Genomic DNA, 14,038 nt, shown 5'->3' on the forward strand with positions numbered 1-14,038 from the left:
GACGAAAAAAAAACCCGGAAAGCGAACTTTCCGGGTTTTTTTCACTACTGCTGATACTGGTGCGGCTGGCAGGAATTGAACCCACGACCCCTTGGTTCGTAGCCAAGTACTCTATCCAGCTGAGCTACAGCCGCAAACTCTGACACACTTCGCCGAACGGCGCGAAGCTTGAAACTTTCATCAGAACGAAGCGAACTTCATTCCGGCAACGATACTAATAAATACTGGTGCGGCTGGCAGGAATTGAACCCACGACCCCTTGGTTCGTAGCCAAGTACTCTATCCAGCTGAGCTACAGCCGCAAAACTTCTACAACATTCCATCAACAACATGGAGGTGAAACTTGTCACAACAAAACCAGGCAAAGTCTGATTTTCAGTATTCTGGTGCGGCTGGCAGGAATTGAACCCACGACCCCTTGGTTCGTAGCCAAGTACTCTATCCAGCTGAGCTACAGCCGCGCAGGCAAACATTATAGCGTATTCATTTCGCTTTGAAAAGTTCGATTTTTCAATCGCTTAGCTGATTTTGCAGAATACCGCCCCACATGATCGACTACCTTTTCACTGCCAAAAAGCTGACGCCTTTTTATCGATAGGCACTTCTGCTTCCACAGTCATGTCCAGCGAATCGAGGAGTTGCTGCCTCGAAAGAAGCGGGATTATAGGGACTGCTTCCCAGCCTGTCCAGTGCTATCTGCAGGCGGCGCGCAAGCGTGCGGTGGCGGTGCGCCGCTTGGGGCTACAATACCAGCCAGACAGGGGCGCTTTTGCCTCCCCTGATGCATGACGGCGGACATTGAGCATCATGACCTATTTAACTGAGCTTAGCGACGGCGGCCCGCCGGGACAAGAGCCCGTGCGGCAGATTCATTGTTGCAGGATTTCCGATGGCCAAGCATGACCGCGAGCAAGATCTGCTTCCCCCATCAGCGCCGCTGAGCCTATCCGACGAGCGCCTGTCCAACTTGCTGGAAAGTATTACCGACGGCTTTTGCCTGCTCGACCGCGACTGGACCATCCGCTACCTCAATACGCGCGGCGCCGCCATGCTCGCGCCGCAACACGCGCCTGGGCCCAGCATGGCAGGCAAGAACTTGTGGCATGCCTGCCCCGCCCTGCATGGCACGGAACTGGAAACGCAGTACCGGCGAGCCATGGCGCAGCAGCTCAGCTGCAGCTTCGAACTGCTGTATCCGCCGCTGGGGCGCTGGCTGGAAGTGCGCATCTTCCCATCCAGCGAAGGCTTGACCACGTATATCCAGGACATCAGCCAGCGCAAGGCGGCCGAGGAAAACTTGCGCCACAGCGAGGAAGACTTGCGCGCACTGGCCAATTCCATCCCGCAACTGGCCTGGATCGCCGGCTTCGACGGCACCATCGCCTGGTACAACCAGCGCTGGCACGACTACACGGGCACCACTGCCGAACAGATGGCGGGCGACGGCTGGAGCATCGCCTATGACGCGCAGCACCTGCCTTCCATGCTGCAAGCCTGGAAGACGGCCTTGCGCGATGGCACGCCCTTCGAAATGGAGTTTCCCATCCGCGGTGCAGACGGCCAGTACCGCTGGTTCCTGACGCGCGCCAATCCCGTGCGCGACCGGGGCGGCCAGCTGCTGCGCTGGTTTGGCACGAGCACCGACGTCGACCAGGTCAAGCGGGCGCAGGAAGCCTTGCGCGATGAAACGCGCGTGCTGGAGCTGCTCAACAATACGGGCGCGGCCCTGGCCAGCACCCTCGACTTGCCGGCCCTGCTGCAGGAAACCGTCGATGCGGCCACGCGCATCAGCGGCGCGCGCTTCGGCGCCTTTTACTATGATGATGCGGCCGATCTCCACGACGATCCCGACGCCCTGCCCGCGGCACGGGCCATCAACGGCATCAGCCTGCGCCAGGCCGATGCCATCGCCACGGAACTGCGCCAGGGAGCGGCCATGCGCCAGAATGACTTGCAAGCCGCGCCAGAGGCCAGCGCTGGCGGCGCGCCGCCGCTGCGCAGCTGCCTGAGCCTGCCCGTCAGTTCGCGCTCGGGCCTGTTGCTGGGGCGCTTGCTGCTCGGTCATCCGCAGGCGGGCATGTTCAGCGCGCGCAGCGAACGCATCGTCTCGGCCATCGCGGCCCAGGCCGCCGTCGCGCTCGACAATACGCGCCTGTACGCGGCCGCCACGCGCGCCGCCGAAGAGCGCAAGGTGCTGCTCGACAGCGAACGCGAGGCACGCGCCGACGCCGAACGCACGAACCAGCTGAAAGACGATTTTCTCGCCACACTGTCGCACGAACTGCGCACGCCGCTGTCGGCCATCCTGGGCTGGGCGCAAGTGCTGCGGCGCGGCACGCGCGACCAGGCCGACCTGCATCGCGGCCTGCAAAGCATCGAACGCAATGCGCGCGCGCAGGCGCAACTGATCGAAGACTTGCTCGACATGAGCCGCATCACTTCCGGCAAGGTGCTGCTGGACCTGCAAACCATCGTGCCCGCCAGCATCATCGCCTCGGCCGTCGAAACCCTGCGCCCGGCGGCCGACGCCAAGCACATCGCCATCCACAGCAACATCGCCAGCGATGCGGGCAGGATCACGGGCGACCCCAGCCGTATCCAGCAAGTGATCTGGAACCTGCTGTCGAATGCGCTGAAGTTCACGCCGCAAGGCGGCCGGGTCGAGATCGGCGTGCGCCGCGAGGCAAGCCGCCTGGCCATCACGGTGAGCGACAACGGTGTCGGTATCAAGAAAGACTTCCTGCCCCACGTGTTCGACCGCTTCCGCCAGGCCGACGCCTCCACCACACGCCGGCATGGCGGCCTGGGGCTGGGACTGGCGATCGTCAAGCACCTGGTGGAGCAGCATGGCGGCACGGTCACGGTCAGCAGCGCCGGCGACATGCAGGGCGCCAGCTTTACCGTGCGCCTGCCCCTGGGGACGCCGACCGCGCGGGCGCTGCCAAAGGGCGGCGAGTTACCCGCCAGCCATGACTTGCGAGGCGTCACTGTACTGCTGGTCGATGACGAGGCCGATGCGCGCGAACTGACGGCGCGCATCCTGCGCGAGCACCATGCCGAAGTGCACGATGCCGGCAGCGTGGCGCAAGCGCTGCAACTGCTGGACCAGGTACACCCGCATGTGCTGGTCAGCGACATCGGCATGCCCGACGCCGACGGTTTCGACTTGCTGGCGCAAATCCGCGCGCATGCCTCCCCTGATGCGGCGCGGCTGCCCGCGCTGGCGCTGACGGCGTTCGCGCAACCGCAGGACCGCCAGCGGGCGCTGGCCAGCGGCTTTCAGGCCTGGGTCTCGAAACCGCTGGACCCGGCCGAGCTGCTGGCGGCCGTGGCGCAACTGGCCGCAACGCGCCCGCTCACGCAGCGGCCTGAAGAGGGCAGCAATGCGCCGCCCTAAAAAGATGATGCAAAGAAATACATGATGCAGTACAAAATGACTATTTTCATGGGTTGGCCTTCCTACTTTCAGACGCGGCTCTGTCCTACAAGCAACTGAGATAAAGTTTGCTACACTGAAATGCAAAAGCGCACCTGCACGGCAGGCTGGAGACGGCGGCCTTGTCCGACGAGAACGTCAAAAGCGAGCTCAAACGCTGTTGTGCGCCCTAACTTGTTGCAAGGCGCTAATATCTTCCCCACCGCCGTCAGCCCATCATCTGCGGTGGAAGCCAGCGTTGCATAGACCGTATAACCGAGACCTTACATGCCCAGCCAAGATGAGATTTTGAAAGCCAAAATTTTGGTCGTCGACGATTCACCCGACAATGTTGACCTGATGCTGGAAATCCTGCGCGATGCCGGCTACACCAATGTGACGGCCACCATGCGTCCAGCCCAGGTTTGCCCCCTGCACCGGGAGCATTGCTACGACCTGATCTTGCTGGATCTGCAAATGCCGGAACTGAATGGTTTCCAGGTCATGAAAGGCTTGAAAGAAATCGAGCATGGCGGCTACCTGCCCGTGCTGGCCCTGACGGCACAGCCTAGTTTCAAGATCGCCGCCCTGGAAGCGGGCGCGCGCGACTTCATCAGCAAACCCTTCGACCTGATGGAAGTGCACAAGCGCATCCACAACATGCTGGAAGTGCGCCTGCTGTACAAGGAACTGGCGCAATACAGCAAGCAGCAGCAGGAACTGGCGCTGCACGATCCGCTGACGGGCTTGCCGAACCGGCGCCTGCTGGAAGACCGCATCGAACATACCTTGCAGCAGTCGGCCCGCAGCCGCGGCAAGTCGGCCATCCTGTACCTGGACCTGGACGGCTTCAAGGCCATCAACGACAGTTACGGCCACGGCTATGGCGATGAAATCCTGAAAATGGTGGCGGCCCGCCTGGTGAGCGCATCGCGCAAGGAAGACACGGTTGCGCGCATCGGCGGCGACGAATTCGTCATCGTGCTGGGCAATCTGGCCGGCAAGGGCGACGCGCGCGAACCGGCCGCCAAGCTGATCGAAGTCATTTCCGAGCCGTATTTCATCAACGACCTGACCCTGCGCCTGTCTACCAGTATCGGCATCGCCATCTACCCGGACGACGCCAGCACCGTCGAATCCCTGCTGGGCGCGGCCGATACGGCCCTGTACGAAGCCAAGCGCGCGGGCAAGAACCGCTTTTGCTGCATCCCGCACGAGGTGATCGCCTTGCAGGTGAATATGCAAAAAAACAACATTCCCTCGATCGCCTGAGTTTTTACGCCGCGCCGCACATGAAAAAAACCGGCAAGCCACGTTGATGGCTTGCCGGTTTTTTTCATGTGCACGGTCTTTTATTTCTTGCCAGCTGTCACTTCATGCTGGCCCGCATGCTGGTGGTCCGTTTGCGCATCGACGGTTTCCGGCGGTACTTCGATGCGCGTGATGCCGGCATCGACTGAGATCGGGTCGCTGGCGGGGAAGGTCATTTCCACGGCGTCGTCAAGCAACTCTTCCTTGGCCCGCTCTTCGCCGCTCATACCCTCTTCATCGGCCAGGATGGCCAGCGCGCTGGCCCATTTGACGAAATTAAGGTTGGACAATTCGCGTACGGTGGTCACGCCAAACGCTTGCTGCAAGGCCTTCGCATCCTTCGCGCTGACACCGCGCAAGGCGCTGATGGGGGCATTGACGATGTCGCGGAAGCTTTTGTCGAGGTATTCCTTGTCGACGATGGTTTCGATATTCATGGCATGTCCTTTCGTTTCGGTAAACGGGCCTGTACTGCACCCTGCGCCGCGGGGCGGCTATGCTGCATGGAAAAATGCACAACCCCACTATGGCAGCGTGCGGCGTCCCGGTATGTGCGCAGCCGTACGTAAAGACTGGAACAACTTCCTCCTGGCGCAAACAGAAATATTGCTTATCATATAAAAATGATGGGAGGAGATTAAAATTGCCGAAAAGACAGAAATTTTCCATCCATGCGCCCCGCGATGAAATCCTCATGTATGATCCACAACTTGAATTTGGTCCACCTTTCACCATTCACGGGGCGCTATGTCCGCACAAACAGATCCGAACAAGGAAGCGGCCCAGGCCGATGCGGAACGCGCCGCCGATCTCAGCGAGTTGCTCGGTCATGTCAACACCAGCTGGGACAATGAACGGCGCGCCCTGTCGCGCCAGCTGCACGACAGCCTCGGCTCGTCGCTGACGGCGCTGACCATGCACCTGTCGCTGCTGACGCAAAAAATGCCGCAGGAAGCGGCCTTGCTCGACCGCGCCGCGACCATGAAGCAATTGCTGCTGAATGTGATCGAGACCAACCGGCAGATGCAGATGAAGCTGTGGAACGACAAGCTGGAGTTTCTCGGGGTGAATGTGGCGCTGGGCGAGCTGGCCGCGCAATTTGCGGAACAGCACAAGATCACCGTGCGCTGCAGCCTGCCCGAAGATGAGCTGATTTGTCCGCGCAACGTGGGCGTGGCCCTGCTGCGCACCCTGGAAGAGGCGCTCAGCAATATCGCCGCGCACGCGCAGGCAAGTGAAGTGGATATCATCATCGACGACAACGACGAGGCGCTGATGATGACCGTCAAGGATAACGGCAGCGGCTTGCCGGCCAGCGAGCCCGTCGAAATGAGCAAGCACGGCCTGCGCGCCGTGCGCGAGCGCGTGCATTACCTCGGCGGCAGCCTGAGCCTGACGGCGAATCCGCAAGGCGGCATGGCCCTGACCGCCGTCCTGCCGCGCATTAGCCCGAAGGAATAGCCCGCACTTTCTCCCGCCTCAAGGCCCGGGGAACGGTAGCGGGTCCGGCAGCGGCACTGGCGCGCCACGGGCCTGCCCGCCTGTCACCGCCCATGCGGCGATCACGCCATGAAAAAATTCCTGCGCCGACAACGGCAGTTCGCAGACCAGCGCCAGCATGCCGCCTTGCGCGCCAGGCGGGTCGCGGCGCAAGGACAGGGTCACGTCAATATTGCCAATTTGAACCGTTTCCCGGGATGGATACGGACCGTCCGGCGATAAGCGGAAGACAGACGGCGTCGGCGCCGCGTCGGTGGATACCTGGCATTCCAACCATGCCTGTTGCCCGCCCGTCCAGGCGACGCGGACAAGCTGGTTGCCGCGCGCGTGCATGCTCCACTGGCCTTCGCCGCCCTGGAAACCATCGCTGCGCTGCGGCGTGAAAGAATCGTGCATGATTGCTCCTGGTATGGTTTAAGCCGTGCATGTCATTCCATAAAGTATAGGTTTTTTCCACGGACGCTTCAATTGTGCAGCGCGCATCGGCTACACCGCGCCAGAACACTGCTGGGCCGTCATTCTTAGATGACATATTTCAACGACAGGAGACCGCATGCAACGATACGCAAGCACGCTGCTGGCAGCGCTGCTGGCCGTGGGCGCCGCCCAGGCCGCCGACAAGACCGTGCCGCCGCCGGAAACCGTGGACAAGCTGGCCTGGCTGGCCGGCTGCTGGAACGTCGACGGCGCCGAACCCGGTTCCGGAGAACAATGGAGCACGGCCGCCGGCGGCACCATCCTCGGCACCAGCCGCACCGTCAAGGGCGGCAAGACGACGGCCTTTGAATTCGTGCAGATCCGCCTCACGGAGCCGGGCCAGCTGGCCTACATCGTGCAGCCGTCGGGCGAGCCGCCCGTGACCTTCAACCTGCTGCGCCAGGACAAGCCGAATGAATTCATCTTCGCCAACTTGGACAACGACTTCCCCAGTCGCATCATCTACCGCCACGACAGCGAGCGCATCCTGCATGCCAGCATTGTTGGCACCTTGAAGGGCAAGCTCACCACCATCGCCTTCCCCATGACGCGGGGCCGCTGCGAAGCGGCGCCCCTCGCGCGCGGCAAATAAAAAGGCTCTGTCATCGGCAAGTAGGGGACATGCCGGAATCTTCCCATGGCGGTGCTGTCTGACTCTGCATACCCGCCACACAGGGAGCAGATCATGCAGCCAGCCGAATGGATCCGTTTTATCGCGCAGTTTGCGCAGTTGAACCGGCGCCAGCGGCAGGCAGGCATGGCCCTGCTGCGTGGCAACACGCCACACGACGCGACCGTCGCGCTGCTGGAGGGCGTGGCGCAGCCGCGCCTGGCCTGTCCCGCCTGCTGTTCGGCTCACCTGCACCGGCATGGTCATGCGCAACGGCGCGGCATATCGACCGAGCAAGTCTGCATCCTGGTGGCGCGCGACCGCACGGGCCAGACCCTCGATTTCGTCGCGGGCAAAGGGCAACTGACGAAGGCGCAATTGCACCGCTATTTGTTGCCTGTCGTCGATAAGGATATCCTGCTGGTCACGGATGGCCATGCCGCCTACCGGGCGTTTGCGCGGGAAGCGGGCCTCAGCCACCAGGCGGTCAATGTGCGCGCCGGCATCCGCGTGCGCGGTGCCGCGCACATGCAGAACGTCAATGCGTATCACAGCCGCTTGCGAGAATGGTTAAGGCCGTTTCACGGCGTGGCCACGCGCTACCTGCCAAACTACCTGGGATGGCGCTGGATACTCGATGCCAGGCGCATCCGCTCACCCGAAACGTTATTGAAAGCAACATTGGGCGCATTCCCACATCTGACGGTGACATAGCCAATAAAAAAGGGGCCGCAAGGCCCCTGGTTTTGATGCGGCGCAAAACCGCTTCATGCAGCACTGCTTAGTGCAGCTTGACCTGCGGCGAGCTGCGCTTGATCAGGAAACGGCCCATGGCCATGACGGCCGTGCGCACGGTGCCCAGCACGGCGTTGTGGTGCATCAGGTGCAGGCTGACGTACATCATGCGCGCGACAAAGCCTTCGACGAACCAGCTCAGGCCCTTCAGCGACCCCATCAGGGTGCCGACCGAGGTGGTGCGGCCAAACGATACCAGCGAACCGTAGTCCAGATATTCGTACGGCCTGGTTTGCGGCGGCTTGCCCTTCGCCTGCAGCAGGAACGTTTTCAGCAGGTAATCGGCTTGCTGGTGGGCAGCCTGTGCGCGCGGCGGCACCAGCTTGCCGTCGGGGCCCGTACAGGCGGCGCAGTCGCCCAGCGCGAAGATATTCGCATGGCCCTGCACATTGAGCATGCCCGTCACTTCCAGCTGGCCGGCGCGGTTGGTGGGCAGGCCCAGAGTGGCGAGGAATTCCGGCGCGCGGATGCCGGCGGCCCACACGCAGATGTCGGCCGCATAGCTGGTGCCGCTGGCCACCGTCACCTTGTCCGCTTCGATCGTGGTGACGCGCGTATCGGTCACCACCGTGATGCCATGCTGGTGCAGCAGTTTCGAGGCGGCGATGGAGACGCGCTCGGGCAGCGGCGCCAAAATGCGCGGCGCCCCCTCGAGCAGGGTGATGCGCACATCCTTGATGGCGTTGAGATTCTGGAAACCATACGCGGCATACACGCCGCTCGCTTCGCGCAATTCGGCCGCCAGTTCCACGCCCGTCGCGCCGCCGCCGATGATGACGATGTCCACACCGGGGTGGCCCGCGTCGCCCTGGCGCTGCTCGGCCATGGCCAGCAGTTTCAGCAGGGTCAAACGGAAACGTTCAGCGTCTTCCGTGGCATTGAGGGAAATCGTGTTTTCCTGGGCGCCGGGTACGCCGAAGTAATTCGAGGTGCTGCCCACGGCCAGCACCAGCTGGTCGTAGCTGACCTGGCGCTGCGGCAAGAGCTGCTCATCCTTGTCCGTGGCGATGGCGCCCACGGTGAGGCTGTTCGACGCCGCGTCGAGCCCGATCAGGGGACCATAGACATAGGTAAAACCATTGTCATGGGCCAGCATCTGGTACGACAGGCCCTCTTGATGAATGTCCAGGGTGCCGGCCGCCACTTCATGCAGCGACGGCTTCCAGATGTGGTACAGGCGGCTGTCGACCAGGGTGACCTGGCCTGGGCCGAGCTTACGGCTGAGTTTGCAGGCCAGCTCCAGGCCGCCAGCACCTCCTCCTACGATAACGATTTTACTATGCAAAGATCCTCCTGCTTGTTAATCCCTGTGCCCGTTGCCATTGCCGTGACCATTGCCATGGCCCTTGCCCGGCTTGTCATCATGCTTGTCGCGCTTGTCATAGTGCTTGTCGTAGTGCTTGTCATGCTTGTCGTCATGACGGCCGCGGTCGCCGTAATCGGGACGGCCATGGTCGCCATGCTGCTGGCGGTAACGGGGCACATATTGGTTGTTATACCAACCATCTTGGACGAAATATACCTCTTGGTTACAGGCATTATACTTGCGGCAGTGCTTGGACCAGTGTTTGGCATGGCCGGGCGGTACGCGCAGGTAGATCGGTGCGGCCGAATAGTATTGCGGGCGCTGCACGATGACGGGCTGGGCGTAGATCAATTGCGGCGCGGGATAGTCGCCTATGTCGATGCGGCCGTAAAAGCCGGGCTGGCCGACGGTGACGGAAACCTGGGCAACGGCGGCGGTACCTGCCGACAGCAGGACGGCGGCGAGAATGAGGGTTTTCATGAGGACACTCCTTTTATCAGTTATGCCGCAATTGTAGACCTTGTGCAACCAACTGTTTGTTCGCAAGGACACATAAGGAATCCCGTCGCAATCTCACCACAGCTTGCCCAAAGGCACCACCAAGCCGCTGAACAGCGACCAGTCCGGCGACGCCGCCGTCAAGCCGCGCGCCATGCCGATGTCGATGGCCAACCGCGGCGTGGGGCTGTAAGTGGCGGCCAGCAGCAGCTGCGCCGTGGCCGGCGCGCCGCGCAAGCGCGTGCCCGACACTTCCGCCGTGGCGCCCCAGCGCTCGCTGACGGGCGTGGAAAAGGAAGTCGCCCAGCCCGTTTGCACCCTGCCCGCACCGGGGTCGGACGCTCCCAGGCGCGTGGCGTTCAGGTTGGCGTCCATGTGCACGGCGCCCAGGTCGCGGCTGAAAATACCGTTCAACGAGACGTCGCTCTTGCCGCTGCCGATGCTGTCCTTGGCAGTGGGCAACTTCCAGCCCAGCTCCAGGCCCAGCGCCGTGGCGCTGTCGAGCAAAAAGGCACGCTTGAGCACGACCGTCGTGTCGCCCACGCCCGTCTCGCGCCGGCCCGTGCCATCGCGCGCGCGCACGAAGCCCTCGCCTTCGAGCAGCACGCCCCATTCTGGCGTGAACGCCAGCTTGAACGTGTACGGCAAGCTGGCGCGGCGCGTGTCGTCCGTTTTCGACAGCAGGCCGCCGGCCTCGAATTCCAGCTGGCCCGGCACGGGCAGCTGGGCGGGACTGGCCACCGAAGGACGGTAAGGCAGGACGGGATCGCCCTCCTGCGCCTGCGCCAGGGGCGCCAGGGACAGCAGCAACAGGGAGAAACTTAAGGAGGACAGGAAAGAAGATGGCATGGGGAACCCGGAAGTGGCAAACGCGCAATAGCGACAGCCTACCACCGCCGCGCCGATTGCGCCCGAACCAGCCGCTGTCAGGCCAGGCGCCGCACTTCCTGCCTGGCGGCCGGTACTGGCCGGCGCAGCGGCGTGACGTTGCTCGATGCCGGCACGGCGATGCGTTCGGCGTGGGCATGCAGGCGGAACACACCCACCAGTTCTGTCAGCGTCTGCGCCTGGTCCTGCAGCGATTCGGCCGCCGCAGCCGCCTCTTCCACCAGGGCCGCATTCTGCTGCGTCACCTGGTCCATTTGCAGCACGGCCTGGTTGACTTGCTCGATGCCGGCGCTTTGCTCGGCGCTGGCGGCCGTGATTTCCTGCATGATGTCGGCCACCTGGCGCACGCTGATCACCACTTCATCCATCGTCTTGCCCGCGTCATGCACGAGTCTGGAACCGATTTCCACCTGCTCGACGGAGTCGCCGATCAAGGTCTTGATTTCCTTGGCGGCACTGGCAGAGCGTTGCGCCAGGTTGCGCACTTCCGCTGCGACGACGGCGAAACCGCGCCCCTCCTCACCCGCCCTGGCCGCTTCCACGGCCGCGTTCAAGGCCAGGATATTCGTCTGAAAGGCGATGCTGTCGATGACGCTGATGATGTCGACGATCTTGCGCGAAGACGCATTGATCGATTCCATCGTCTGCACCACCCGCCCCACCACGGCGCCCCCCTTGCCGGCCACGTCGGACGCGGCGCCGGCCAGCGCATTGGCCTGGCGCGCATTGTCCGCGTTCTGCCGGACGGCCGAGGTCAGCTGCTCCATCGATGACGCCGTTTCTTCCAGCGAACTGGCCTGCTCTTCCGTGCGCGACGACAAGTCGAGGTTGCCCTGGGCGATTTCGCTCGAGGCCGTGTTGATGGTGTCCGTACCCGAGCGCACCTGGCTGACGATGCCCACCAGCTTGTCGCGCATGGCTTTCATGGCGAACAGCAGGCTGGCATTGTCATGGCTGGCCGTGCGGATATCGACGGTGAGGTCGCCCTCGGCGATGGCGCCGGCGATCCTGACGGCGTACGCCGGTTCGCCGCCGAGCTGGCGCGTCAGTCCGCGCGTGATCAGCGCCCCCAGCGCCAGGCCGGCCGCCATACTGCCCAGCACCAGCGCGACCATGAAGCTGCGGCTGGCCTGGTACACGCCCGAGGCCTGCTCGGAAGCGGCCTTGGCGCGCGCTTCCTTCTGCAGCGAGAGTTTATCCAGCATACCGTCGAGTTCATCGGCATGCTGGCGCGTCTTGTTGAGCAGTTCGACCAGTCGTGCGCTGCGCTGGGCCAGCGGCTCGGCCGCCGCCAGCGCCAGGGCCTGCTGCATGGTGGCAATGTACTCCGCTTCGACAGCGGCGAAGCGGGCAAACAATTCCTTGGCGGCTGGCGTGACGAACAGCGGCTGGGCCTTGGCCAGATAGCTTTTATTCAACTCCAGGAATTTGCCGATGTCGGCCTGGCGCGTGGCGCGCTCCTCGGCAGTCGTGGCCAGCAAGAAATTGCTGCGCGCCCGGCCCACCTTGATCAAGGCGATATTGGCTTCCTTGATGTACGACAACCCCAGCAATTCATGGTTGTACATCTGCCCCGCCATGGTATCGATCTTGCCCATGTTGAAGATGCCGATGCCGGCCACGATGGCCCCCATCAGCGCGACGCAAAAGAAGGCAGCGAGCAGGCGCGTCCCCACTTTCATTTTACTCAACATGTTTCCTCCCAGACAAGACGGTAGCCAATAATTTAAGCTCTGACTTGAATATAAGGAAAAAACTGTCACTAAAATGCTCGGATTGTCACTAACCAACAATTCCTTGATACAAAGCAACATGCCCCGGGACTTGCCATGCTAGCAATTCCCGGGAGCGCCTCAATGACCGCTGTGCCCGCCTGGCTTGCGCACCGTCATTTCCACGCCGCTTTTTGCCGCCGGCTTGCCCGCGCCCTGGCCGCGCACCGGTTCCGGCAAGGCGCCCGTCCATTCATAGGCCACGCTGCCGACCGGGTGCTTGTACCAGCCCGGGTCGCGGTAATCGCCCGGTTTCTGATCCTTGCGCACCTTGACCGTGGTAAACATGCCGCCCATGCCGATGGCGCCGAAGGGCCCGTCGCCGGCCATCATCGGCAAGGTATTGTCGGGGATCGGCATTTGCATTTCGCCCATGTCGGCCATGCCCCGCTCGCCCATTACCATGTAGCCGGGCACGAGCTGGTTGATCTTTGCCGCCACGCCCTGGTGATCGACGCCGATCATGGTGGGCACGTCGTGCCCCATGGCACTCATCGTGTGGTGCGACTTGTGGCAGTGGAAAGCCCAGTCGCCCAGGTCCGTGGCGGTAAACTCCACGGCGCGCATCTGGCCCACGGCGATATCGGTCGTCACTTCGGGCCAGCGCGATTCGGGACGCGTCCAGCCGCCATCCGTGCCCGTCACTTCGAATTCATGGCCATGCATGTGGATCGGGTGGTTCGTCATGGTCAGATTGCCGACGCGCACGCGCACCTTGTCGCCCTGGCGCACGACCATCGGGTCGATGCCGGGGAACACGCGGCTATTGAAGGTGAACAGATTAAAATCCGTCATGGTCATGATCTTCGGCGTGTAGCTGCCGGGGTCGATGTCATAGTTGCTGAGCAGGAAGACGAAATCGCGGTCCACCTTCATGAAGTTCGGGTCTTTCGGGTGCGTGACCCAGAAACCCATCATGCCCATGGCCATCTGCGTCATTTCATCCGCATGCGGGTGGTACATGAAGGTGCCGGGCCGCCTGGCGACGAATTCATAGACGAAGGTCTTGCCGGGAGGAATGCCCGGCTGGGTCAGGCCCGTGACGCCATCCATGCCGTTCGGCAAGCGCTGGCCATGCCAGTGCACGCTCGTGTGTTCCGGCAATTTGTTGGTGACGAAGATGCGCACGCGGTCGCCCTCCACCACTTCGATGGTGGGACCGGGCGACTGGCCGTTGTAGCCCCACAGGTTGGCTTGCATGCCGGGCGCCAGTTCGCGCACGACGGGCTCGGCCACCAAATGAAATTCCTTGACGTTGTTGTTCATGCGCCAGGGCAAGGACCAGCCATTCAGGGTGACGACGGGATTGTACGGACGCCCGTTCGGCGGCGGTGGCGGCGCCTTCGTCTCGGCGCCGGCCATGCTGACGGCTTCCGGCAGCGATGCCGCACCCACGCGGCTGACGGCCGCGGCACTGAGGGCGACGGCGCCCGCGTTCATGAAAAAGTTTCTACGTGTAATCATCA

At 62.7% G+C, this 14,038-nt stretch carries 12 protein-coding genes and 3 tRNA genes; 5 read left to right on the forward strand and 10 right to left on the reverse strand.

The features are described from left to right. Nucleotides 1-57: 57 nt before the first annotated feature. The 3 genes from ACQ4W4_RS00715 to ACQ4W4_RS00725 all read right to left on the reverse strand — a co-directional run bounded on the left by ACQ4W4_RS00715 (nt 58) and on the right by ACQ4W4_RS00725 (nt 461). Nucleotides 58-134 (reverse strand) — tRNA-Arg (locus ACQ4W4_RS00715). A gap of 91 nt (nt 135-225) precedes the next feature. After that, a tRNA-Arg gene (locus tag ACQ4W4_RS00720) sits at nt 226-302 on the reverse strand. A gap of 82 nt (nt 303-384) precedes the next feature. Beyond that, nucleotides 385-461, reverse strand: a tRNA-Arg gene (locus ACQ4W4_RS00725). Between the two features lie 428 nt (nt 462-889). Between ACQ4W4_RS00725 and ACQ4W4_RS00730 the strand changes: the two genes are divergently transcribed. After that, entirely contained in the window at nt 890-3,397 is a 2,508-nt protein-coding gene (locus ACQ4W4_RS00730; RefSeq protein ID WP_436540386.1) for a hybrid sensor histidine kinase/response regulator, read from the forward strand. A 306-nt stretch (nt 3,398-3,703) separates the two neighbouring features. After that, a complete protein-coding gene (locus ACQ4W4_RS00735; protein WP_436540387.1) occupies nt 3,704-4,687 on the forward strand; it encodes a response regulator in 984 nt (327 codons plus the stop codon). An 80-nt stretch (nt 4,688-4,767) separates the two neighbouring features. Here ACQ4W4_RS00735 and ACQ4W4_RS00740 read toward each other — a convergent pair whose 3' ends face one another. Then, entirely contained in the window at nt 4,768-5,163 is a 396-nt protein-coding gene (locus tag ACQ4W4_RS00740) for a hypothetical protein (protein WP_070219229.1), read from the reverse strand. 310 nt (nt 5,164-5,473) lie between these two features. On the opposite strand from ACQ4W4_RS00740, the gene ACQ4W4_RS00745 reads away from it, so the two are divergent. Then, the gene (locus ACQ4W4_RS00745; RefSeq protein ID WP_099411482.1) at nt 5,474-6,187 is read left to right on the forward strand and encodes a sensor histidine kinase; all 714 of its coding nucleotides are present in this window, start codon (nt 5,474-5,476) and stop codon (nt 6,185-6,187) included. 18 nt (nt 6,188-6,205) lie between these two features. Here the strand turns inward: ACQ4W4_RS00745 and ACQ4W4_RS00750 are convergent, their stop codons facing one another. Further along, nucleotides 6,206-6,622, reverse strand: a complete 417-nt coding sequence (locus tag ACQ4W4_RS00750) for a hypothetical protein (protein ID WP_436540388.1) — start codon at nt 6,620-6,622, stop codon at nt 6,206-6,208. A gap of 157 nt (nt 6,623-6,779) precedes the next feature. Here ACQ4W4_RS00750 and ACQ4W4_RS00755 point away from each other — a divergent pair, with 157 nt between their 5' ends. Next, the gene (locus ACQ4W4_RS00755) at nt 6,780-7,295 is read left to right on the forward strand and encodes a DUF6265 family protein (protein WP_436540389.1); all 516 of its coding nucleotides are present in this window, start codon (nt 6,780-6,782) and stop codon (nt 7,293-7,295) included. Nucleotides 7,296-7,388: 93 nt separating this feature from the next. Beyond that, nucleotides 7,389-8,027 (forward strand): IS1595 family transposase, encoded by a 639-nt coding sequence (locus ACQ4W4_RS00760; RefSeq protein ID WP_436540390.1) that lies wholly within the window; start codon nt 7,389-7,391, stop codon nt 8,025-8,027. Between the two features lie 67 nt (nt 8,028-8,094). Here ACQ4W4_RS00760 and ACQ4W4_RS00765 read toward each other — a convergent pair whose 3' ends face one another. The 5 genes from ACQ4W4_RS00765 to ACQ4W4_RS00785 form a co-directional block, all read right to left on the reverse strand. Then, nucleotides 8,095-9,393 (reverse strand): NAD(P)/FAD-dependent oxidoreductase, encoded by a 1,299-nt coding sequence (locus tag ACQ4W4_RS00765; RefSeq protein ID WP_436540391.1) that lies wholly within the window; start codon nt 9,391-9,393, stop codon nt 8,095-8,097. Between the two features lie 15 nt (nt 9,394-9,408). Next, nucleotides 9,409-9,894: a hypothetical protein gene (locus tag ACQ4W4_RS00770; protein ID WP_436540392.1), complete on the reverse strand. Its 486-nt coding sequence runs from the start codon at nt 9,892-9,894 to the stop codon at nt 9,409-9,411. A 93-nt stretch (nt 9,895-9,987) separates the two neighbouring features. Next, nucleotides 9,988-10,761 (reverse strand): transporter, encoded by a 774-nt coding sequence (locus ACQ4W4_RS00775; protein ID WP_436540393.1) that lies wholly within the window; start codon nt 10,759-10,761, stop codon nt 9,988-9,990. Nucleotides 10,762-10,838: 77 nt separating this feature from the next. Continuing rightward, the gene (locus ACQ4W4_RS00780) at nt 10,839-12,494 is read right to left on the reverse strand and encodes a methyl-accepting chemotaxis protein (RefSeq protein ID WP_436540394.1); all 1,656 of its coding nucleotides are present in this window, start codon (nt 12,492-12,494) and stop codon (nt 10,839-10,841) included. A 159-nt stretch (nt 12,495-12,653) separates the two neighbouring features. Beyond that, nucleotides 12,654-14,036: a multicopper oxidase family protein gene (locus ACQ4W4_RS00785; RefSeq protein ID WP_436540395.1), complete on the reverse strand. Its 1,383-nt coding sequence runs from the start codon at nt 14,034-14,036 to the stop codon at nt 12,654-12,656. Nucleotides 14,037-14,038: the final 2 nt, after the last annotated feature.

It is taken from the genome of Janthinobacterium glycogeni, assembly GCF_051380725.1.
GTDB lineage: Bacteria > Pseudomonadota > Gammaproteobacteria > Burkholderiales > Burkholderiaceae_D > Janthinobacterium.